This is a genomic window from Pseudomonas sp. DR 5-09, from assembly GCF_001655595.1.
Lineage (GTDB): Bacteria > Pseudomonadota > Gammaproteobacteria > Pseudomonadales > Pseudomonadaceae > Aquipseudomonas > Aquipseudomonas pharyngis.
Genome location: NZ_CP011566.1, coordinates 3,800,030 through 3,820,827, shown reverse-complemented (window position 1 = coordinate 3,820,827; position 20,798 = coordinate 3,800,030). Strand labels below are relative to the sequence as shown.

General features: G+C 60.3%; 24 protein-coding genes and 1 pseudogene. 14 read left to right on the top strand and 11 right to left on the bottom strand.

Annotation, left to right across the window (positions count from 1 at the left end):
• Window positions 1–31: 31 nt before the first annotated feature.
• A complete protein-coding gene (gene ppnN / locus PDR5_RS17000; protein ID WP_064597381.1) occupies window positions 32–1,405 on the bottom strand; it encodes a nucleotide 5'-monophosphate nucleosidase PpnN in 1,374 nt (457 codons plus the stop codon).
• A gap of 210 nt (window positions 1,406–1,615) precedes the next feature.
• Between ppnN and PDR5_RS16995 the strand changes: the two genes are divergently transcribed.
• Window positions 1,616–2,137: a DUF3087 domain-containing protein gene (locus PDR5_RS16995; RefSeq protein WP_064597379.1), complete on the top strand. Its 522-nt coding sequence runs from the start codon at window positions 1,616–1,618 to the stop codon at window positions 2,135–2,137.
• Here PDR5_RS16995 and PDR5_RS16990 read toward each other — a convergent pair.
• A complete protein-coding gene (locus tag PDR5_RS16990; protein ID WP_039766992.1) occupies window positions 2,134–2,520 on the bottom strand; it encodes a DUF2784 domain-containing protein in 387 nt (128 codons plus the stop codon). The genes PDR5_RS16995 and PDR5_RS16990 overlap by 4 nt on opposite strands.
• Window positions 2,521–2,675: 155 nt before the next feature.
• On the opposite strand from PDR5_RS16990, the gene PDR5_RS16985 reads away from it, so the two are divergent.
• The 3 genes from PDR5_RS16985 to PDR5_RS29695 are packed head-to-tail and all read left to right on the top strand — an operon-like array spanning window position 2,676 to window position 3,872.
• Complete coding sequence (locus PDR5_RS16985; RefSeq protein ID WP_064597377.1) at window positions 2,676–3,374, top strand: AzlC family ABC transporter permease; 699 nt, start codon at window positions 2,676–2,678, stop codon at window positions 3,372–3,374.
• The gene (locus tag PDR5_RS16980) at window positions 3,374–3,685 is read left to right on the top strand and encodes an AzlD domain-containing protein (protein WP_172829539.1); all 312 of its coding nucleotides are present in this window, start codon (window positions 3,374–3,376) and stop codon (window positions 3,683–3,685) included. Before PDR5_RS16985 ends, PDR5_RS16980 begins: the two co-directional genes overlap by 1 nt.
• Window positions 3,686–3,710: 25 nt before the next feature.
• Window positions 3,711–3,872 carry a hypothetical protein gene (locus PDR5_RS29695; protein WP_156669343.1) on the top strand — a complete coding sequence of 54 codons (162 nt, stop codon included), beginning with the start codon at window positions 3,711–3,713 and terminating at the stop codon, window positions 3,870–3,872.
• A 43-nt stretch (window positions 3,873–3,915) separates the two neighbouring features.
• Here the strand turns inward: PDR5_RS29695 and PDR5_RS29370 are convergent, their stop codons facing one another.
• The 4 genes from PDR5_RS29370 to PDR5_RS16960 all read right to left on the bottom strand — a co-directional run bounded on the left by PDR5_RS29370 (window position 3,916) and on the right by PDR5_RS16960 (window position 7,077).
• Window positions 3,916–4,188 carry a hypothetical protein gene (locus PDR5_RS29370; RefSeq protein ID WP_082934463.1) on the bottom strand — a complete coding sequence of 91 codons (273 nt, stop codon included), beginning with the start codon at window positions 4,186–4,188 and terminating at the stop codon, window positions 3,916–3,918.
• Between the two features lie 267 nt (window positions 4,189–4,455).
• Window positions 4,456–5,136 carry an SOS response-associated peptidase gene (locus tag PDR5_RS16970; RefSeq protein ID WP_064597367.1) on the bottom strand — a complete coding sequence of 227 codons (681 nt, stop codon included), beginning with the start codon at window positions 5,134–5,136 and terminating at the stop codon, window positions 4,456–4,458.
• A 53-nt stretch (window positions 5,137–5,189) separates the two neighbouring features.
• Window positions 5,190–6,029 (bottom strand): ABC transporter permease, encoded by an 840-nt coding sequence (locus tag PDR5_RS16965; RefSeq protein ID WP_064597364.1) that lies wholly within the window; start codon window positions 6,027–6,029, stop codon window positions 5,190–5,192.
• A gap of 61 nt (window positions 6,030–6,090) precedes the next feature.
• On the bottom strand, window positions 6,091–7,077 hold the full coding sequence (locus PDR5_RS16960) for an aliphatic sulfonate ABC transporter substrate-binding protein (protein ID WP_064597362.1): 987 nt from the start codon (window positions 7,075–7,077) through the stop codon (window positions 6,091–6,093).
• 292 nt (window positions 7,078–7,369) lie between these two features.
• On the opposite strand from PDR5_RS16960, the gene PDR5_RS16955 reads away from it, so the two are divergent.
• The 3 genes from PDR5_RS16955 (at window position 7,370) to PDR5_RS16945 (ending at window position 9,717) form a co-directional block, all read left to right on the top strand.
• Window positions 7,370–8,317, top strand: coding sequence for an ABC transporter substrate-binding protein (locus tag PDR5_RS16955; protein ID WP_064597360.1), 948 nt, complete (start codon window positions 7,370–7,372; stop codon window positions 8,315–8,317).
• A 134-nt stretch (window positions 8,318–8,451) separates the two neighbouring features.
• Window positions 8,452–9,351 (top strand): polysaccharide deacetylase family protein, encoded by a 900-nt coding sequence (locus PDR5_RS16950; RefSeq protein WP_064597358.1) that lies wholly within the window; start codon window positions 8,452–8,454, stop codon window positions 9,349–9,351.
• A gap of 123 nt (window positions 9,352–9,474) precedes the next feature.
• Window positions 9,475–9,717, top strand: coding sequence for a DUF1652 domain-containing protein (locus tag PDR5_RS16945; RefSeq protein ID WP_011334667.1), 243 nt, complete (start codon window positions 9,475–9,477; stop codon window positions 9,715–9,717).
• A 3-nt stretch (window positions 9,718–9,720) separates the two neighbouring features.
• On the opposite strand, the gene PDR5_RS16940 is transcribed toward PDR5_RS16945, so the two are convergent.
• On the bottom strand, window positions 9,721–10,083 hold the full coding sequence (locus PDR5_RS16940; RefSeq protein ID WP_039766972.1) for an NUDIX hydrolase: 363 nt from the start codon (window positions 10,081–10,083) through the stop codon (window positions 9,721–9,723).
• A 197-nt stretch (window positions 10,084–10,280) separates the two neighbouring features.
• Here PDR5_RS16940 and PDR5_RS16935 point away from each other — a divergent pair, with 197 nt between their 5' ends.
• Complete coding sequence (locus PDR5_RS16935; RefSeq protein ID WP_064597356.1) at window positions 10,281–10,469, top strand: hypothetical protein; 189 nt, start codon at window positions 10,281–10,283, stop codon at window positions 10,467–10,469.
• 59 nt (window positions 10,470–10,528) lie between these two features.
• Here the strand turns inward: PDR5_RS16935 and PDR5_RS16930 are convergent, their stop codons facing one another.
• The gene (locus PDR5_RS16930) at window positions 10,529–10,768 is read right to left on the bottom strand and encodes a hypothetical protein (RefSeq protein ID WP_007950501.1); all 240 of its coding nucleotides are present in this window, start codon (window positions 10,766–10,768) and stop codon (window positions 10,529–10,531) included.
• A gap of 176 nt (window positions 10,769–10,944) precedes the next feature.
• Here PDR5_RS16930 and PDR5_RS16925 point away from each other — a divergent pair, with 176 nt between their 5' ends.
• Complete coding sequence (locus PDR5_RS16925; protein WP_064597355.1) at window positions 10,945–11,280, top strand: hypothetical protein; 336 nt, start codon at window positions 10,945–10,947, stop codon at window positions 11,278–11,280.
• 84 nt (window positions 11,281–11,364) lie between these two features.
• Window positions 11,365–11,568 (top strand): annotated as a pseudogene (locus PDR5_RS16920) (NAD(P)/FAD-dependent oxidoreductase); the annotation flags it as partial.
• A gap of 53 nt (window positions 11,569–11,621) precedes the next feature.
• On the opposite strand, the gene PDR5_RS16915 reads toward PDR5_RS16920, so the two are convergent.
• The gene (locus PDR5_RS16915; RefSeq protein WP_064597351.1) at window positions 11,622–11,900 is read right to left on the bottom strand and encodes a Rho-binding antiterminator; all 279 of its coding nucleotides are present in this window, start codon (window positions 11,898–11,900) and stop codon (window positions 11,622–11,624) included.
• Window positions 11,901–12,140: 240 nt separating this feature from the next.
• On the opposite strand from PDR5_RS16915, the gene PDR5_RS16910 reads away from it, so the two are divergent.
• On the top strand, window positions 12,141–12,746 hold the full coding sequence (locus tag PDR5_RS16910; RefSeq protein WP_064597347.1) for a DUF6338 family protein: 606 nt from the start codon (window positions 12,141–12,143) through the stop codon (window positions 12,744–12,746).
• A gap of 142 nt (window positions 12,747–12,888) precedes the next feature.
• On the opposite strand, the gene PDR5_RS16905 is transcribed toward PDR5_RS16910, so the two are convergent.
• Window positions 12,889–13,788, bottom strand: a complete 900-nt coding sequence (locus PDR5_RS16905) for a LysR substrate-binding domain-containing protein (protein ID WP_007950480.1) — start codon at window positions 13,786–13,788, stop codon at window positions 12,889–12,891.
• A gap of 121 nt (window positions 13,789–13,909) precedes the next feature.
• Here PDR5_RS16905 and PDR5_RS16900 point away from each other — a divergent pair, with 121 nt between their 5' ends.
• Window positions 13,910–15,277, top strand: coding sequence for an MFS transporter (locus tag PDR5_RS16900; protein ID WP_064597345.1), 1,368 nt, complete (start codon window positions 13,910–13,912; stop codon window positions 15,275–15,277).
• Between the two features lie 24 nt (window positions 15,278–15,301).
• Entirely contained in the window at window positions 15,302–16,576 is a 1,275-nt protein-coding gene (locus PDR5_RS16895; RefSeq protein ID WP_064597343.1) for a glucarate dehydratase family protein, read from the top strand.
• A gap of 108 nt (window positions 16,577–16,684) precedes the next feature.
• Here the strand turns inward: PDR5_RS16895 and PDR5_RS16890 are convergent, their stop codons facing one another.
• Window positions 16,685–17,569, bottom strand: coding sequence for a LysR substrate-binding domain-containing protein (locus tag PDR5_RS16890; protein ID WP_064597341.1), 885 nt, complete (start codon window positions 17,567–17,569; stop codon window positions 16,685–16,687).
• A 159-nt stretch (window positions 17,570–17,728) separates the two neighbouring features.
• Between PDR5_RS16890 and ydiJ the strand changes: the two genes are divergently transcribed.
• The gene (gene ydiJ, locus PDR5_RS16885) at window positions 17,729–20,758 is read left to right on the top strand and encodes a D-2-hydroxyglutarate dehydrogenase YdiJ (protein ID WP_064597339.1); all 3,030 of its coding nucleotides are present in this window, start codon (window positions 17,729–17,731) and stop codon (window positions 20,756–20,758) included.
• The last annotated feature ends 40 nt before the right edge of the window (window positions 20,759–20,798 follow it).

Genomic DNA, 20,798 nt, shown 5'->3' with positions numbered 1-20,798 from the left:
ATGGGGTCTTCAGGGTTAAGCATTGGCGGTGTCAGGACACCACGCGATAGCACGGCACATACGCCGCGCCGCCCGGCAGTTTCATCCGGTGCTGGGCGACGAAGGCTTTGAGCAGCAGATCGAGCGGCTGCATGATCGCGGCGTCGCCACGGATCTGATACGGCCCGTGTTCCTCGATCAGACGAATGCCCTTGTCTTTGACGTTGCCGGCGACAATCCCGGAGAACGCGCGGCGCAGGTTGGCCGCCAGTTCATGAGGCGGCTGGTCGCGGTGCAGCTTGAGGTTGGCCATGTTTTCGTGGGTCGGGTCGAACGGGCGCTGGAAGCCTTCGTCGATTTTCAGCAGCCAGTTGAAGTGGAACGCATCGTTGCGCTCGCGGCGGAACTGCTTCACCGCTTTGAGGCCCGCGGTCATCTGCCGCGCCACTTCGGCCGGGTCGTCGATGATGATTTCGTAGTGCTGTTTCGCCGCTTCGCCGAGGGTGGCGGTGACGAAGGCGTCCAGTTGTTCCAGGTACGGCGCGGCGTGTTTCGGCCCGGTCAAAATCACCGGGAACGGCAGCCCGGCGTTGTCCGGGTGCATCAGGATGCCCAGCAGGTACAGGAATTCTTCGGCAGTGCCGGCGCCGCCCGGGAAGATGATGATGCCGTGGCCGACGCGGACGAAGGCTTCCAGGCGTTTTTCGATGTCCGGCAGGATCACCAGTTCGTTGACGATCGGGTTCGGCGCTTCGGCGGCTATGATGCCCGGCTCGGTCAGACCGAGGTAACGGCCGCCGTGAATTCGCTGTTTGGCGTGGGCGATGGTCGCGCCTTTCATCGGGCCTTTCATCACGCCCGGGCCGCAGCCGGTGCAGATATCGAGGCTGCGCAGACCCAGTTCGTGGCCGACTTTCTTGGTGTATTTGTATTCTTCGGTGTTGATCGAGTGGCCGCCCCAGCACACGACGATTTTCGGCTCGACGCCCGGGCGCAGGGTGCGCGCGTTGCGCAGCAGGTGGAAGACGTAGTCGCTGATGCCCTGGGAGGTGCTGAGGTCGATGCTCAGGGCGTCGAGCTCGTTTTCGGTGTAGACGATGTCGCGCAGGGCGCTGAACAGCATTTCCCGGGTGCTGGCGATCATTTCGCCGTCGACGAAGGCGTCGGCCGGGGCGTTCAACAGTTCCAGACGCACGCCGCGATCCTGTTGGTGGATGCGGATTTCGAAGTCTTTGTAGGCTTCAAGAATGGTTTTTGCGTTGTCGACATGGGCGCCGGTATTGAGGATGGCCAGGGCGCACTGGCGAAAGAGGGTGTAGGTGCTGCCGGTTCCGGCCTGGCTCAGTTGCTGAACTTCACGTTGGGAAAGGGTTTCGAGGCTGCCTTTCGGGCTGACCGAGGCATTGATTACGTGTCGTTGGGTCATGCAGTGATCCTTAAAACGATGTCATTGCCGGCATGGCCAATGGCATCCGAATAGTGTGTATCCATGAATGAAGATGGCACGATCTGCGTGGTATCGCCATGTCCCCGTTGGACTTTGAAAAGATGAAAAGGCGCTCCAGCATAGCTAAATCCGCCCCAGAGGCGATAATGCGCAGCCTCTTTTTAACTCAAGCCATGGAAGCCTGTCGCGATGTTCGAGATTCAACCAATCGATGCCATCACTTATCGCCAGCAGACCCGGCGCAGCACGCTGATCATCGCGTTGCTGTTTCTGGTGCTGGCGATGGCGTTTTCGACGGCGGCGGTGGCGCTGTTCGGCGAGCCGGGCGGGGATAATCTGCGGTTCAATGTTGGCGGGGTGTTTGGCGCATTTCTGCTGACGGCGGCGTTGCTGCGCGGGCGTTTCTGGAACCAGACCTGGATGGCTCCGGCAGTGTACGGCTGGCGGCTCAAGCGCAGCCTGATGAGCGTCACCAATGTGATGCATCAGGTGACGGCGGCGGTGGAGAAGGGTGATCCGGTGGCGATGAAGGTGCTGCGTTTCTATCACCTGGGCCTGACTCAGATGCATGAACTGGATGGCAACTCCAGCGATCACGCGCAATTGCACCGAGAAGTCGAAGCACACAAGGCGCAGATGGAGGCGCTCGGTCTGGACACCGATCAGACGCGCCTCGATCCGGCCTGGCTGGAAACCCTGAAAGCGCGCTAAAACGGAATGCGCGCGGCGCGTCTGAGTTTCCAGCGGCGGATCAGGCGCCCGTAGACCAGCAGGTTGACCACCAGCACCACGCTGCCCAGTACCAACTGAATCTGCGGGGTCAGCCCGGCCGGGTAGATGATCGGCCAGACGTAATGTTCGATGAAACCGCCGGCATACTCTGTTTGCCCGGCGGCGTGGCGCATCAGGTTTTCCCAATAGGTCAGCGGACAGGTCAGGTGCAACACCTCGACCGCCACGCCCCAGGCCGCCGCTGGCAAATGCAGCCACATCAGCCGCGGCCACTTGAGTACCAGCAGTCCGCCGAACAGCACGAACAGAATGAACAGCAAATGAAACAGCACCAGCCCGTCGGCGGCTATTCGATACAGCATGTCGTCTCCCTGACGCGTGTGTGAATGGTTGCCATGTTACGCCCGTAAACGACTGACGGAAGGAAGGATTTGCGCCAACTGCGCAAGATTGTTCAAGCCATGAAAGGGCGTTTGCTGGCAGAGTCCGGGGCCTTGTCTCACGGTTGAAGCGTGTTATGTCTGACTCATTAATGCCGCGCAGTGCCTTCCTTCACGGCGCCGCGGCGATCATGCCGTTATCCCTGGCGACCGCCCCTTGGGGGCTGCTGGCCGGCTCAATGGCGATTGAAGCCAACCTCACGCCGCTGCAAGGGCAGGGCCTGTCGAGCATCGTGTTTGCCGGCGCTGCGCAATTGGTGGCGATCGGCATGCTCAAGGGCGGCGCCGGGATTTTCTCGATTCTGCTGACCACGCTGCTGCTGACCTCGCAGCACTTGCTTTACGGCATGAGCATGCGCCAGGTGATTTCGCCGTTGCCGGGACGTTGGCGCATCGGCCTGGGCTTTTTGCTCACCGACGAGCTGTTCGCCCTGACCAGTCAGCACGATCGTCAGCAGTTCAACCGCTGGTACGCCCTGGGCGTCGGCCTGACGTTCTACATCGCCTGGAACCTTTTTACCCTGGCCGGCATTGTGCTCGGCAGCAGCATTCCGGGGCTTGAACACCTTGGGCTGGACTTCTCGATTGCCGCCACCTTCATCGCTCTGATCACACCGGTGGTGCGCAATGTGCCGACGGTGGTCTGCGTGGCGGTGTCGCTGTTTTGCTCGGTGTTGTTCAGTTATTGGCAATGGGGTTCTGCGCTGGTGCTGTCGGGGCTGGCCGGCATGACGGCTGGGTTCATCTGCAACAAGCTGTATCGGGAGCGCACATGATGGTCTGGGCAGTGATTATCGGCATGGGGATTCTGGTGTTCCTCAATCGTTACGTGTTTCTCGAACCACGCTTGCCGGTACGGTTGAGCAGCAACGCGCGGCAATTTCTCGGTTTTGCCGTGCCGGGCATGTTGACCGCGATTTGCGGGCCGATTGTGTTCATGCCGGACAAACAACTGAATCTGCAGTGGGATAACCCTTATCTGCTGAGTTCGTTAGTGGCAATCGCACTGGTGATCTACACGCGCAACACGTTGCTCAGCATGCTATTGAGCATGGCGTTTTTCTTTGTATTGCGCTGGTGGCTTTAAGTTCTACGCTTAATGGATCAATTTCATGAGCGAGGTGAACATGGCAACCGAGCAGAAACGTCCTGAAGAAGATGACGAACCGAGCGAAGAAGAAATCGAACGGGAGAAACACAAGGAGCAGACCTGGAAGCATGACGAAAGCCGCGAGTTGTCCGAACGTGATCGGGAACCCCTGCTGAAACCCTGAACGCCACAACGAAAAGCCCCGCGATTGCGGGGCTTTTCGTTCATCAAAGATCGTCCAAGTGCGTGAAATCGGGGTGGGAGGCCCGATAACCCAAGGTCTTGTCGATCCAGGCATTCAGCTCGTTGACCATCACCGGCGGGTGGCAGGGATAGCTTTCGAGGGTGGCGCGCAGGATGCGGTCGATATCGGGTACGTCACGCAGGTTTCGAGTCTTTATATAGTGGCCGATAAAACAGTCGAGTTCAAAGCGTTCTGTCGGGGACAGATGAATACACTCCAGGCCTGTGACCTGTTTGATTGCAAAATCGTCGCGCAACTTAATTCTCTGCAAGGCTTGTAAGTTTGTGGGGGATTCCTGGTTTTGCTGACTCTTTGGTCAACTGGTATGCCAAAAGGAAATGCGGCGCGCATGCTATCCGTAGTGTTTGTAAATGTATGTATGACGGTTGAAATGTCAGACAGGCGGTTAGTTCAATCAAACGACTGTTTAGGTTGAATGTTTCGCGTTTGAAACACCGCGTGTAACAGGCAGGATTCGATTCGTGAGTTCCTGCTTTTGATAACGCACCGCGTCGACATTTATTTACGGTACGGCATCAATCAATTCCGCGCCCTGATTGCGGGAGTTGCCCACCGCTTTGCCGACTTTGTGCCATTGGAACGCTTCGCTGGGCTCGGCTTCGAACAACAGCATCTGCTCGGCACGCTCTGTGGGCGTGGCGGGATCGAGCCATTCCTGAACCCGGTCAGGGCGCAGCACAATCGGGCGCCGGTCATGCACATCGAGCAAGCCGCCTTCGCTGTTGGCGGTAATGATGACGAAGCCGTCGTCTTCCCGTGAAGGTTCGCCGGGTATCGGAAACTGGCCGATGGCGGCGCAGAAAACCGGCTGATGATCGGCCCGACGAATCAGCCACGGTTGTCGGCTCTTGTCGGGTGCATCGACCCACTCGAACCAGTTGTCGACCGGCACGATCAGTCGATGACGCCAGATCGCTCGAAAGAACGGCCCGTGGGCGACTTTTTCCAGCCGCGCGTTGATCGGTGCGGCGCGATCCCTGGCCCAGTGCGGGCGCCAGCCCCAGCGCAGATTGTCGGCGTATAGCCGTTGTTGGTGCTGATGAAGGATCGCCAGTGACGTGGTGGGCGCGGCGTTGTAATGCGCCAGCGGCGCCTCGCCGACGTGATTGATCAGCGCATCGGGAATACTCAGCACTGCGACGAAATCGTGGATACCCCGGTATTGCGACAGTCTTCCGCACATCGGCCGACCCTCCGGCGAACAGCTGCCTGAAGGTTTCAGCTTAGTTGCACGGTTCAATCCTTGCTGCCCTGGCCGGTGAACGCGTCGCGCCAGACCAGCCAGCGACGTTCCAGCACCGCAAGCAAACCGTCGCTGAGTTTGCCCAGCAGCGCCAGGACGATGATCGCGGCCAGCACGATGTCCGGCCGCGAAGTTTCGCGACCGTCGCTGAGCAGGTAACCCAGACCTTTGGTCGCGGCGATCAGTTCGGCCGCCACCAGAAACATCCACGACAGGCTCATACCGCTGCGCAATCCCGTGAACAGGCCGGGCAGGGCAGCGGGCAACAGAATCCGTCGCACCAGTTGCAGCGGACTGAAACCATAGATGTGCCCGACCTCCACCAGTTTGCGGTCGATGTTGCGGATCGCCGCGACTACGTTGACGTACACCGGGAAGAACGCGCCGATGGCGATCAGAACGATTTTCGAGGTCTCGTCGATCCCCAGCCATAGCAGTAACAGCGGCACCCAGGCCAGGCTGGGAATCGACCGCAGTGCGGCGAACGTCGGTTCCAGATAGGCCTCGGCTTCACGGCTCAGGCCGACCCACGCGGCAAACACCAGCGCCAGGCTCGCGCCGATGGCAAACCCCAGCAGCACGCGAATCAGGCTGGCGCCGATGTGCTTCCACAAGGCGCCTTCGGCCAGGTCGGTGAGGGTCAGGGCAATCTCGCTCGGCGCCGGCATCTGGTAGGACGGCAGCCAGCCGATGCGCACGATAAATTCCAGGACGATCACGATCAGCAGTGGCAGGGCCAGGCCTTTAAGGCGCCAGCGCCAGAGCGGATTCAGCAGTGGGCCTTTGCGGCGTGGTGCCGGCACGGCGAGGCGGGCGGGCAAGTCGTTGCTCATGGACGGTTCTCCGCTCACGACAAATCCGCGACGGACGCGGACTTGTCATGAGCCTGATCGGTTACTGGGCGGCGGCGACTTGCTGGAAACCGGTGTCGATCAACTGATCGATGACCTGATCGACATTCACCCCACGGCGCACCAGTTCTTCGGAGACCAGAATCGGCGCGGCGGCTTTCGAGGCCAGCACGTCCCTGGCGGTCAGTTGCGGGCTGCTCAGGTCGGTGCGCGACAATTGCAGTTTGGCCACGTCCAGCGGCAGGCCGGATTCGCTGGCGAGCAATTTGGCCAATTCGTCGGGGTTCTTCACCGACCACTCGCGGGCCTGCTCATAGGCCTTGATCACGGTGTCGATGGTTTGCGGGTGTTGCTTGGCGTATTGCTCGGTGACGCTGACCACGCCGTAGCTGTTGAAGTCGCGATTGCGGTACAGCAGGCGCGAACCGGCCTGCACCTGACTGGCGGCCATGTGCGGATCGAGGCCGGCCCAGGCGTCGACATCGCCTTTCTCCAGCGCGGTGCGGCCGTCCGGGTGCTGCAGGTGTACCAGTTCCACGTCGTCCTTTTTCAGCCCGGCCTGTTGCAGGGTGCGCAGGGTAAACAGGTACGGATCGGTGCCTTTGGTGGCGGCGATTTTCTTGCCCTTGAGGTCGGCGACGGACTGGATCGGCGAGTCTTTGCGCACCACCAGCGCGGTCCACTCGGCGCGGCTGTAGACGTAGACCGATTTGATCGGGCTGCCATTGGCACGGCTGAGCACGGCGGCGAGGCTGGCCGACGAGGCGAAATCCACGCCGCCGCTGTTAAGGTATTCCAGCGAGCGGTTGCTGCCCTGGCTCAGCACCCAGCTGACTTTGCTCTGGGGCAAGGCTTTTTCCAGGTAGCCCAGATGTTTCAGCGCCAGGCTGACCGGCGAGTAATAGGCGTAATCCAGATGCACTTCAGCGGGCGGCGCTTCGGCAGCGTGGGCCAGAGGTTGCAGACTCAGGGCTACTGCGCAGGCCGCGAGCAGCGTTTTGACGCGGGAAAACGGAAAGAAGGGTTTCATGGGCACGCTCCGGCAAGGCAACAGATTCTTATGTCCAAAAAGATATTTTTATCGAATGCTTCCTGCATGAATGGAATATTGCAGGCTCTGTGCCATGTACGTTTTGTCCCGTATTACGGGGGTTGACGCTGGTTTTGCAGGTTTGAAGTGTTGCAGGGAAAACACTCTGACGAGCCACTGTTGCTCGGCCAACAGTGCGGCGGGAAGGTGCTGAGCTTATGCGCTAATCGAATTTCAAATCTGATTTGTAAGAGCGTTATGGTCTATAAAAATCCCTTCTGCAGGACTCGCCATGAAGCTCTCACGTTTCCTACGCGCCGCGTTGACCAGCGCACTGTTTGCCACGCCATTGACCTACGCTGCCGAACCCTTGGTCCTGCACGTCGGCGACCAGAATTACTACAACATCCGCGCTTCGATAGAAGCGTCCGGCGTGTTGAAGGACGCGCCTTACACGGTTGACTGGAAACACTTCCAGGCTGCCGCGCCGTTGGCCGAAGCGTTGCAGACCGGGTCGCTGGATCTGGGTTTCCTGGGGGATTCGGGGTTTCTGTTTCTGGCCGCCAAACAGGCGCCGGTGAAACTGATTGGTGTGTCACGACAGAACCCGGACACTATCGCGCTGTTGGTGCCCAAGGATTCTCCGGTGAAAACTATCGAGGACCTGAAGGGCAAAAAAGTCGCTTACTGGCCGGGTGCCTGGAGTCAGCAACTGACCTTGCGGGCACTGGAGCAGGGCGGTTTGCCGGAAAATTACGTCGACTTCGTCAAACTGATGCCGATCGATGCGGCGGCCGCGCTACCGCAAGGCAGCATCGACGCGTTCCCGGTGTGGGAGCCGTACATTTCCCAGCAGATCGTGTTCTCCGGCGCCCGGCCGATTCTCACGGCGAAAAACCTGATGCCGGGCTTGAGCGCCATCGCCGCGTCTGCGCCGTCCATCGACAGCAAGCGCGAAGCGATCGCCGATTTCCTCGGACGTTTGAAGCAGGCCAGGGCCTGGGTCGACAGTCACACCGACGAGTACGCCGACCTGTGGGCGAAGAAGGCTAACCTCGATCAACAGGTTTCGCGGCACTGGTTGCGCCAGGCGCACATGACGGTCGGCCCGGTGGATCAGCAGGCCGCCGCCGATTTGCAAAGCACGGCCGACTTCCTGTTCAAGGTCAAGGCGCTGCCGGCTCCGCTGGCCACGGCGGGGATCATCGACGGCTCGTTTCAACAGGCACTGGCACGCTGAGCGAGCGCCGGAACCAAACCCTGTGTATCTTTATCCAACCTCGGCCCATCTCAATGGGTCGCAGGGAGGCAGCAGCGGCGAAGGAGTTTTGCCAATCGACAACATGACCGCAACGGTCGGGCTCAAGGCAAAACATGACACAGTGGTTCAAGCTTTTCTGTGCGATGGCGGTAGCCGTCGGGTTGGCCGGATGCATCGCCGCTCCCATCGAAATGACCGCGCAGACCGAAGCCCGGCTCAAGGCTCAGGCGCCGGTGCGGTTTCTGTTGACCTTCGATGACGGCCCCAGCGCCTCCAGTTTTTTCAATCCCACCGACACTGTGCTCGACAGCCTCAAGGACAACCCGCTGCAACCAGGGATCAAAGCGGTGTTTTTCGTCCAGACCCGCGCACCCCGAGCGGGCAACAGCGAGATCGGTCGGCGAGTCATGCGCCGCGAGTATGACGAAGGGCACATTCTGGGCTTTCACACCGCCACCCATTGGCACACCAATCATCGATTGCTCGATCCCCAAGAACTCGAAACCTCGCTGACCAACGGTTCGGCGGACATCGCGGCAATCACCGGCGCGCCGCCGACGTTATTGCGTCCGCCATTCTGGAACTATGACAAGCGCACCTTCGCCGCCTATCAGCTGCACCATATGCAGGTGTTGCTGACCGACCTGAGCGCCAACGACGGCAAGATCTGGGGCTTCAACGCCAGCCCCCGGCGGCGGGCGAATATGCTGCGACAACTGTCGGAGGTCCGCGAACGGATTGCCCTCGGCGAATTGCCAACGGTGGACGGAGTGATCCCGGTGGTGGTGACCTTCCATGACCTCAACCGCTACACCGCCCGCCACACCCGCGAGTATCTGCAGATTCTGCTCGACAGTGCCGCCGCCACCGGCGTACGACTGGCAGGCAGACCGTTCTATGACGATCGCGCGGCGCTGGAAAAAGCTGCGCTGGCGCGCACGGTGCGCGAGTCGTCGAAACCGGTGAACCTGCCGGGAATATGGAACTGGATCTGGGACCATGACGCCCATTGAGAACCGCGATTTGAAGTTGTGAAGCGGTTGGCAATTTTTACACTGGGCGGCAGGGGCGGGGCAGTGAAAGCTCATCTATGCTCATCGGGTTGCCCGAGCCAACGCTTGTGAGGCGTGCCCACCATGATTGCCATTGCCGATATTTGCCGCATCGTCGAATCCGGCTTTTCGCCGTTGTATTGCGACTGCACCGAAACGGCGCAAGGCCTCTTGCAGATCAAGGTTTACGAACCCGACAGCGGGCGTGTCGAGTTGCTGCTCAATGGTGTTTCTCCTGAACATCTGGTCACTATTCGTGACATCTCCAATTTTATCGGTGAATTGCGCACGGAAATGAGCGCCGGACGCCGGGCGTTTGCCGGCTGAGAGTCAAAGGCGTCGTTGAAAGGCGCGGACGATGCTCAGCGTGGCGTCACTGACGTTCAGATTCTGCACCGCATCGAGCGGGTGCCAGAGGCAGTCGACGATTTCATTCAGCGGGCGAACCTGCTCGATGTTCAGCACCGACGCCTCGTAGACGTGGTGGCGGGTGCTGCCGTTCTGCAACTCCATCAGATAAAGCATGTCATCGCTGTCCAGTCCGGTCTCTTCCTTGAGTTCGCGGGCGGCGGCTTGCGCGCGGGTTTCTCCCGGTTCGACGGTCCCGCCCGGAAGCGTCCAGCGGCATCTGGGTTTGCGCACCAGGAGAATGTGTCGATCCTGCTCGCAGATGACGGTTGCTCGTACTTTCATGTGTTACCCGATTGCCGGTTGTCATAAATCTGTCATGAATTAGCAATATTTGGGCCGCTGCCGGTTTAGAGCGTCTGAGTGCCTGGCCAGGCTAAAAGTGCCGGAGACTTGACGCTGCTGCGGCACGACGTCCGGTCGGCACGACTGCGCGTTGCGGGTGTAATGTGCAAAAGTTCGTTAGAAGACAGGAGGTGCCTATGAGCATGGCGATGCTGAACAAAATGCACATGAATGGCTACGACGTACTCAGCGTGAACAACGGCCCGTGGCGGGTCTGCACGCAGGGTGACCGGCTCGCTTCGTTTGCCAGTCGCGAGGAAGCGCTGGCGTACGCCGCCGCACTGCCGGGCTATAAAGGTCGTACGCGCGGTCGCAAGTCAGGCTGACGACCTGTGAAGAGAAAGCCCCGGTTGTCCGGGGCTTTTTGCTGTGCGCAGCGTCAGGTTCAGTGGACTTTGGTTCGGCTGATGGCGCGGGCTTTCACTTCCCGGGCATACAGTTGCAGGCGCTCTTCATCGCTTTGCAGCACCTCGCAGGATCGCAGGACCGCCTGGGCGTCCGCCTCGTTGCCCGACTGGCGCAGTTGCTCGGCAATGCGCTTGAGGTCCACCGCCGACCATCTCAGGTCCGATGCCACGCTTTGCAGGTCACGTTGAAGTTCGTGTTCGTATTCATTGAGCCGCATGATCACCTCCGGAACATTCTCGGTAAAACAGAGTAGCCGCATTTTTCGGGAGTGGGGCAAGGTCATCTGTCGGTGAGCTGATTGGTCCGGTTTACGAGGAATACAGGCAGAGCGCTACGATGGATGTCCGAACAGTTACAAGGTACATTCGCGTTTTTTCAGATGAAGGAATCACCATGCGGATGTTGATCGGGGGGATGCTGTTGGTGGCATTGGCCGGTTGTTCGTTGCCTGCGTCACTGGTGCCGGGCGAGCCGAATGTCAGCAAGACCAGCGACAAGACTCCCAAGGACTACGCCGCGTGTGTATTGCCGCTCTGGCAGCAGGACGTTGCCAAGACGTCCCAGACAGCAATTTCCAATGGCTACCGGATCACTGCACCGAGCATCGTCACCGCCGACGAGATTCTTGATGTGGTCAAGTACAAGGACGGCAGCCGTGTCTCCCTTTACCAAGGGCCGCCGTGGGCGAAGTCCGGATCGTTGCGCAAGGCGGTACGCGATTGCCTGTAAGGTCGAAATAAAAAAGCAGAAACCGGTGATCGGTTTCTGCTTTTTTTTGCCTGCTGATCGAGTTCAGTCCGTGATGTCGGTGACAGCCAGCCGAAATACGTGACCTGCCTCGAACTCGGCGCCTGGGGCGCGGTGTACACCGAAGGCTGGGGTCGCCAGGTAAAACTGGTCAGGGAGGAGGGCAAGTCGCTCAAGACCCAGATCAACACCCAGTGGATCTACCCGCCGGCGGCTGACCGTGCCAGCGCGCTGGCGGCTGCGGATCCGATGATCCCTGTCGTCGCGTAAAACGGCGTGTCACAGAAAATCTCGCCCGGTTGATGCCGGGCGGGATTTTTTGTTCAGATTCCGCAAACTCCTCCGGCAAGGACCACTCGACCGAACTCGGCGTTGGCCTCCTGAGGTGTGATCGCGAGCAACTGGTCGAGGCGAATTTCCTGTTGCGCGCCTTGTTGCTCGATCACCAGGAACTCCTCCTTGTCACTGCTGGTTCGCGTGGTCACGGCCCGGGCCATCAGACGCTGACCGTCGACCAGCTCGATGTCCAGCTGATAGCCGCGCAGGCAGGCGATTTCCAGGTAGTCGTGCAGATCACAGTTCAACGGCTGATAACGGGTCATGGCGTTACTCCTCGAAACCTTGCGCGATGATGAAACGATCCGGCTCGTGCATCAACCTTCATGCGGCGGTGCTGATGGCGGCAGGGAACGGTGCGGATCAGATTCTGCGGGAAGTGTAATGCGCGGTGACAGTTGATTGCGGGCTTTTTTCCCGCGAGCACTAGGCTTTGAATGCCGGCCCATTACGGGCCGGCATTGCTGTTTCTGGAGGATTGTTTTTGATGCAAGGAGCGACCGATCATGGATGATCTGGTGAAAGAAGTGATTCCGCTGTTGCAGTACCTGATCCCGGGGTTTGTTTCGACCTGGATTTTCTACACTCTGACGGCGTTCAAACGGCCGGATACGTTCGGGCAGATTGTGCAGGCGTTGATTTTCACGTTTGTGATTCACGGGATGGTGTTGGGGGTTGGAGCGGTTTGTGTGTGGGTGGGGGAGAAGGGGTTTTCTGTAGGGAAGTGGGATGCGAAGGCTGAAGCGTTGTGGGCATTTTTTGCGTCCTTGCTGCTGGGATTGATGGCTTGTTGTCTGGCAACTAATGGCAAATTGCATAGGTGGTTGCGCAGCAGAAACGTAACGAAACAATCTTCCTATCCCAGTGAATGGTTCTGCGCTTTCGCTCAATATGACCGATTCATCACCCTTCATCTGGAGGATGAAAGGCGCGTCCTAGGCTGGCCAGTCGAGTGGCCACCGGAGTCGAACACCGGGCAGTTCTTGATGAGGTTTCCACGCTGGCTCAACGAAGATGGCAAATTGGATCCTATTGGCGCTGAATTTTTGCTGATAGATTCCGCGAAGGTTAAATGGGTTGAATTCAGCCCGGCATCAGAGGGTTCATCATGACCGCCAGAGCACCGCAACCAATGCCGCAACATCTGGAGCGACTTTTCGTAGGGCCCGACGGGAAGCTGTTGGAGAAACCATTGATCACAGGCCCAAAGGCACCACCACCGCTGAAGTACCCCCCATCATCGCAAGCCCGCTCTTAACCCCATCCATCCTTCACCGCCCGGCGAATGCCCTCCAGCAACATCGCAAACGCCGGGTTGTCGTTGTTCTCCCGCCAGATCAGATGCAGCTCGCTCTGCACCCCTTCGCCCAGATCGATCTCGCGAAACACCACATTCCTGAACACCACACTGGTCGCGCAACGCGGCACCAGCGCCAGGCCCATGCCTGCGTTGACCAGCGCCAGAATCGTCAAGGAAGAACCCAGCCACTGCACATAATCCGGGGCGACCCGGGCCGAGCGCAGCATGCCGGTGAGCAATTCGTTGAACGGCGGATAGGCCGCGTGGGAATACATCAGGAACGGCTGCCCATCCAGGTCCTTCACTGAAACCTCGTCGGCCTCGGCCAGTCGATGGCCGCTCGGCACCGCCAGCACAAACGGCTCGCGCACCAGGCATTCGGTGGCGTAACCCGGCTCCAGCAACGGCGCGCGGACGATCCCCAGGTCAATGCGTCGAGCGCGCAGGGCTTCGTGTTGCTGGTAGGTGTTCATTTCAGTCAGGTCGATCTTCACCTGCGGCTGCTTGAGGCGCGCCTCGGCGATGACCTTGGGCAGGAATTCATAAACCGCGCTGCCAACAAAACTGATGTTCACCGAACCGATATCGCCCTCGGCAAAACGCCGGGCGGTGACGGCGGCTTGCTGGGCGCGTTCGAGCAGGTTCTGCGCCTCGATGAAGAATGCGCGGCCGGCAGCGGTGAGCGCCACACTGCGCGTGCTGCGGGTAAACAGTTCGACGCCCAGGTGATGTTCCAGCAACTGGATCTGCCGGCTCAATGGTGGCTGCGTCATGTTCAACCGCTCGGCAGCGCGGCGGAAGTTGAGTTCGGTGGCGACGGTGGTGAAGCAGCGCAATTGGGTCAGTTCGAACATTGATCTAATCCAGGTATCAATCGAATGCCAAGTTAGATTAGACGGGATCAATCACCCCGTCCATGATCGCTCTACGCCTGAACAGGCCATCCCTACAAAAACAAAGATCGGGAGTCGCCCCTTGAAAACCCTCCAGAGTCCGCCGGACATCACGGTACTCGCCCGCGCCGCCGCCAAGGTCAAGCGCCATGTGCTGCCGTTGTTCGTGGTGATGTTCATCGTCAACTACATCGACCGGGTCAACATCGGCTTCGTGCGCAGTCATCTGGAAACCGATCTGGGTATCGGCGCTGCTGCCTATGGCCTTGGTGCCGGTCTGTTTTTCATCGGTTACGCCTTGTTTGAAGTGCCATCCAACATGCTTCTTCAGCGCTATGGCGCCCGCGCCTGGCTGACGCGGATCATGTTCACCTGGGGCGCAGCGGCGATGGCCATGGCGTTCGTCAAAGGCGAAACCAGTTTCTACGTGCTGCGCTTCATCCTGGGCGCTGCCGAGGCCGGGTTCTTCCCGGGGATCATTTATTACTTCACCCAATGGCTGCCGGCCTCTGAGCGCGGCAAGACCATGGCGGTGTTTCTCAGCGGCTCGGCAATCGCTTCGGTAATTTCCGGTCCGGTGTCCGGTGCGCTGTTGCACATCAGCGGTCTGGGCATGCACGGCTGGCAGTGGATGTTCCTGATCGAAGGTGCCGCGTCGGTAGTGCTCTGCGGGTTTGTCTGGTTCTGGCTGCAATCCCATCCGCGTCAGGCCAAGTGGCTGAGCGAGGAGGAGCGCGAGGCGCTGGTGGCGGCAATCGCCGAGGAGCAGCGTGCTCGGGAAGCGACCCATGTTGCCAAACCATCGATGTTCAAACTGTTGGCGGATCGGCAGATCGCACTGTTCTGCTTCATCTACTTCTCCATCGCCCTGACCATCTACGGCGCCACTTTCTGGCTGCCGAGCATGATCAAGAAGATGGGCAATCTCGGCGACTTCCAGGTCGGGTTGCTCAACTCCGTGCCGTGGATCATTTCCATCGTCGCGATGTACGGCTTTGCGGCGCTGGCCGGCAAGTGGAAATTCCAGCAGGCGTGGGTCGCGCTGACCCTGGTGATCGCCGCGTTCGGCATGTTCATGTCCACCACCGGCGGGCCGATTTTCGCCTTCGTCGCGATCTGTTTTGCGGCCATCGGTTTCAAGGCGGCTTCGGCACTGTTCTGGCCGATTCCGCAAAGCTATCTGGATGCGCGCATCGCGGCGGCGGTGATCGCGCTGATCAACTCCATCGGCAATCTGGGTGGCTTCGTTGCGCCGACCGCGTTCGGTTTCCTGGAACAGACCACCGGCTCCATAGAAGGCGGCCTGTATGGCCTGGCCGCAACTTCGCTGGTGGCAGCAGTGGTGATCTTCTTTGCCCGCATGGCGCCCGGCGCCAAAGGCAAAACCCCGGCAAAGCCTGAACCCGAAACCGCCGTCGCGCCGACGGCCAATCCGGTGGCGAGCCACTGATTCCGACTCAACAGGAGCGTCATTTTGAAAATCACTCGCGTAACCGTCACTCCGATTGCCTTCCGTGATCCGCCGCTGCTCAACGCCAGTGGCATCCACGAACCGTTCGCCCTGCGCTCGATCATTGAGATCGAAAGCGACAACGGCTACATCGGCCTCGGCGAAAGCTATGGCGATGCCCCGGCGCTGGCGATCCAGCAACAGTTGCAGTCGCAGTTGATCGGCCTCGATCCGTTCAATCTCAATCAGTTGCGTCGGATCGTTCAGGCCACGGTCGCTGCCAACAAACCGGCCAGTCTGGCCGGTGCTGAACTCGCCCCTGGTTCCCACGCCAGTAAAGCGGTGAGCAACGCATATTCGGCGTTTGAAGTGGCGTTCCTCGACTTGCAGGCCCGCTACTTGAATGTGCCGCTGGTGGATCTGCTGGGCGGGGCGGTGCGTGATGAAGTACCGTTCAGCGCCTATCTGTTTTTCAAGTACGCGCAACACGTCGATTCACCGTACAAGCCGGACAACTGGGGTGAGGCGCTGAACGAGCAGCAGATCGTCGCCCAGGCCGCGCGGATGATCGAGGCGTACGGTTTCAAGAGCATCAAGCTCAAGGCCGGCACGCTGCCGCCGGAGCACGAAGTGGCGTGCATCAAGGCGCTGAAAAAGGCCTTTCCCGGTTATCCGCTGCGCATCGATCCCAACGGCAACTGGTCGCTGGAAACCTCGATCCGCATGGCCGAGTTGCTGGGCGATGATCTGCAGTATTACGAAGACCCGACCCCGGGCCTCGACGGCATGGCCGAGCTGCACAAACGCACCGGGTTGCCGCTGGCGACCAATATGGTGGTCACCGATTTCGATGAGTTCCGCCGCAGCGTTGCGCTGAACAGCGTGCAGATTGTCCTCGCCGATCACCATTACTGGGGCGGCCTGCGCGACACCCAGACGCTGGCGAAAATGTGCGACACCTTCGGCCTCGGCGTGTCGATGCATTCCAACTCACACCTGGGCATAAGCCTTATGGCCATGGCGCACGTGGCGGCGGCTGTACCGAATCTGGACTACGCCTGCGACACCCATTACCCGTGGCAGGAACCGGATGAAGAAGTGATCAAGGGCGGCAAGCTGCCGATTGTCGATGGCTGCGTGAAGGTTACTCGTGCACCGGGCCTCGGGCTGGAGTTGGATCACGATCAACTGGGCAAGCTGCATGACCAGTACCTGACCTGCGGCATTCGCCAGCGCGATGATGTGCGACAGATGCAGCGCTACAAGCCGGACTGGAAAGCAGTTAAGCCGCGGTTCTGAGTTCACGGGTCTGGCGCCATCGCGAGCAGGCGCGCTCCCACATTGGAATATTGATCTCTGTGGGAGCGAGCCTGCTCGCGATGGCAATTGATCTGGCGATGTAGAGATTCAGAGCGTGCGCATCAACCAGTCGCGAAACGCCTTCAGCGACGCCAGCGATTCATTACGCGCCGGGTACACCAGGTAATAGCTGCGCCGGCTGCTGATCGGTTCGCCCAGTTGCAGCAAATCACCGTTGTGCAATTCATCCTCCACCAGAATCCTCGGCACCAGCCCGATACCGATATTGGCGCGCACGGCCTGAATCAGGTGCGAGGTCATCTCGAAACTCGGGCCGATGCGCATGCTGCGATGGGGCAGGGCGTGATGACTGAACCACTCGGACCAGGCCTGGGCGTTGCTGCTGACGTTGAGCAGCAGTTGCCCGGCGATATCCTTGTCGGCCGCTAGACGTTCGGCATCGGTCAGCTGCGTACTGGCGATCACCACCAGTTCTTCAGTGTGCAAGCGGTGGGCGGTCAGCCCCGGCCAGTCACCGCCGCCGACACAAATCGCCGCGTCGATTTCGCTGGTGTCGAAGTCGATGGTTTCGATGCGTGAATGCAGGTGCACAGTCATGCCGGGGTGGGCAGTGTAGAAATCCTTCAAGCGTGGCAGCAGCCATTTCGAGCCGAAGGTCGGCAAGGTCGCCAGGCGCAGGCTGTGGATTCCCGAACCAAACGCCATGGCCTGCAACGTCGCGCTGCGGATCTGGCCGAGGGCTTCGGACAGTTCGCGCTGATACATGCGCCCAACGTCAGTGAGGATCACTCGCCGTCCTTCGCGGCTGAACAGGCGCATGCCGAGCATCTTTTCCAGGATTTGCACCTGACGGCTGACCGCACTCTGAGTCAGCGACAGTTCGTGAGCGGCGCGGGTGTAGCTTTCATGGCGTGCAGCGGCTTCAAACGCCAGCAGCAACGACATCGAGGGAGTAAGGGTTCGCGGATTCATTCGTTTTAGTCATGGATTGCGGGTCGATTTTACGGTTGTCCCGGCATCGATCTGCAATGAACATAAGGCCTATGAGATGGCGGGAGCGTGACGCAATCATTCATTGCGCACAACTGTTCACCGCCACACGGCCCGTTTTTGACCGAGATTGCACTTCCGATGATTGCTCAGCTGTCGCCTTCCACCACGTTGAACACCGACTACCAACAGTTTCTCAAAGCCCTTGAAACCAGCGGTTTTCGCGGCGAAATCAGTGCCGACTACGCCAGCCGCGTGGTGCTGGCCACCGACAACTCGATCTATCAACGCTTGCCGCAGGCGGCGGTATTCCCGCGTGACGCCGACGACGTGGCGCTGCTGGCACGCCTGATCGCCGAACCGGCCTACCAGAAAGTGGTGATCACCCCTCGCGGTGGCGGCACGGGCACCAACGGCCAGTCATTGACCGATGGTATCGTCGTCGACCTGTCGCGGCACATGAACCGCATTCTCGAAATCAACGTTGAACAGCGTTGGGTAAGGGTGCAGGCCGGCGTAGTGAAGGATCAACTGAACGCCGCCCTGAAATCCGCCGGGCTGTTTTTCGCCCCGGAACTGTCGACCTCCAACCGCGCTACGGTCGGCGGCATGATCAACACCGACGCCAGCGGCCAGGGCAGTTGCACCTACGGCAAGACCCGCGACCACGTGCTGGAACTGCACATGGTCCTGCGCGGTGGCGAGCGCTTGCACGGTCGCCCGCTGGAAGAAAGCGAGCTGACAGCGGAGTGCGCCCGCGAGGGCCGGGCCGGTGAGGTGTATCGCTGTGCGCGGCAGATCATTGATGAGCAGGGCGAGCTGATCCGGGAAACCTTCCCCGATCTCAATCGCTGCCTGACCGGCTACGACCTGGCGCACCTGCGCGAGGCCGACAACCGTTTCAACCTCAACAGCGTGCTGTGCGGCGCCGAGGGTTCGCTGGGGTTTGTGGTCGAGGCCAAACTCAACGTATTGCCGATCCCCAAGCACACGATGCTGGTGAACATTCGCTACGCCGGCTTCATGGATGCCTTGCGCGATGCCCGTGCGCTGATGGCGCTCAAGCCGCTGTCGATTGAAACCGTCGACTCCAAAGTGCTGTTGCTGGCGATGCAGGACATCGTCTGGCACGGCGTCGCCGAGTACTTTCCGGAAAGCGCCGAGCGGCCGACGCTGGGGATCAACCTGGTGGAGTTCTGCGGCGACGATCCCGAGGAGCTGCAACGCCGGGTCGAAGCCTTCGTCCAGCACTTGGGCAACGACGCCACGGTCGAGCGCCTGGGCCACACGCTGGCCGTCGGGCATGCGGCGGTGAATCGCGTCTACGGCATGCGCAAACGCGCGGTGGGTTTGCTCGGCAACGTCGCCGGTGAAGCGCGGCCGCAGCCGTTCGTCGAAGACACCGCCGTGCCGCCACAACACCTGGCCGAGTACATCGCCGAGTTGCGCGACCTGCTCGACAGCCACCAATTGCAGTACGGCATGTTTGGTCACGTCGATGCCGGCGTGCTGCACGTACGGCCGATTCTCGACATGAAAGACCCACAGCAAGCCGCACTGGTGCGTCCCGTTTCGGACGGCGTCGCCGCGCTGACCCAGCGTTACGGCGGCCTGCTGTGGGGCGAACACGGCAAGGGCCTGCGCTCGGAATATGCGCCGGCCTTCTTCGGCGACTTGTACCCGGCGCTGCAGGCCCTGAAGGCGGCGTTCGATCCGTTCAACCAGTTCAATCCCGGCAAGATAGCCACGCCGAATATTCCCGGCGCGGCATTGCTGAAAATCGACGAAGTCACCCTGCGCGGCGAACTTGATCGGCAGATCGACGAAAAAGTCTGGCAGGACTACGGGGCGGCGATGCACTGCAACGGCAACGGCGCCTGCTACAACTTCGATCCCGACGACGCCATGTGCCCATCGTGGAAAGCCACCCGCCAGCGTGCGCAATCGCCCAAGGGCCGCGCCTCGCTGATTCGCGAATGGCTGCGGTTGCAGGGCGAGGCAGGGGTCGACGTGTTGGCCGATGCCAGTCGCCGTCCGCCGTTTTTCAGCACGTTGCTGCAGCGCTGGCGCAACAGCCGTGCGCAGGAACAGGACTTCTCCCACGAGGTGTACGACGCCATGGCCGGGTGCCTGGCGTGCAAGTCCTGCGCGGCGCAGTGCCCGGTGAAGGTCAACGTGCCGGACTTCCGTTCGCGGTTCCTTGAGCTGTACCACACCCGTTATCTGCGGCCGGCGCGGGATTACCTGATTGCTTCGCTGGAGTACACGATTCCGTACATGGCGCGGATTCCGTTTCTCTATAACGGCTTGATGGGCGCCTCGTTCAGTCGTCGCTTGATCGAGCGTCTTGGTGGCATGGTCGATGTGCCGTTGCTCAGCCGTTTCGATTTCCACGCGGCTATGCGTCGCTGGCAGGTTCAGCCGGCATCGGTCGAGGTGTTGTCGGCGCTGACTGCAGCCCAGCGCGAACGCAGCGTGGTGCTGGTGCAGGACGCCTTCACCCGGTATTTCGAGGCGCCGTTGCTGGCGGATCTGATCGAGCTGATTTCGCGTCTCGGCTATCAGGTCTACCTGGCACCGTTCAGTGCCAACGGCAAGCCGCTGCATGTGCAGGGTTTTCTCTCGGCGTTCAACCGCGCGGCGTTGCGCAATGCCGGGCAATTGCGCGCGCTGGCCGAGATCGGTGTGCCGTTGGTAGGGCTCGACCCGGCCATGACCCTGGTCTATCGCCAGGAATATCTGAAAGTCCCGGGAATGGAGCAATGCCCGGAGGTGGCGCTGGTGCAGGAGTGGCTGCTCAAGATCATGCCGGAGAAAGTCGGAACGCGCCGCGACGAAACCTTCCGCCTGCTGGCGCACTGCACCGAAAAAACCAACGCTCCGGCCGCCACTCGGCAATGGGAGCAGGTGTTCGAGCGTGTCGGCCTGAAGCTCGCGACCCAGGCCACCGGTTGCTGCGGCATGTCCGGCACTTACGGCCACGAAGCGCGTAATCGCGAGACCTCGGCGGTGATCTACGAGCAATCCTGGGCGAAGCAGATCGAGGCGCCGTTGGAGAAGGGCGAAGCACTGGCCACCGGCTATTCCTGCCGCAGTCAGGTCAAGCGCCAGGCCGATCGACAGTTGCGCCATCCGTTGCAGGTCGTGCTGGAAACCCTGCGCACCGCGTGATCGCTGTTTGAGAACCGCTAGCGATTGGATCGGTTTTTCA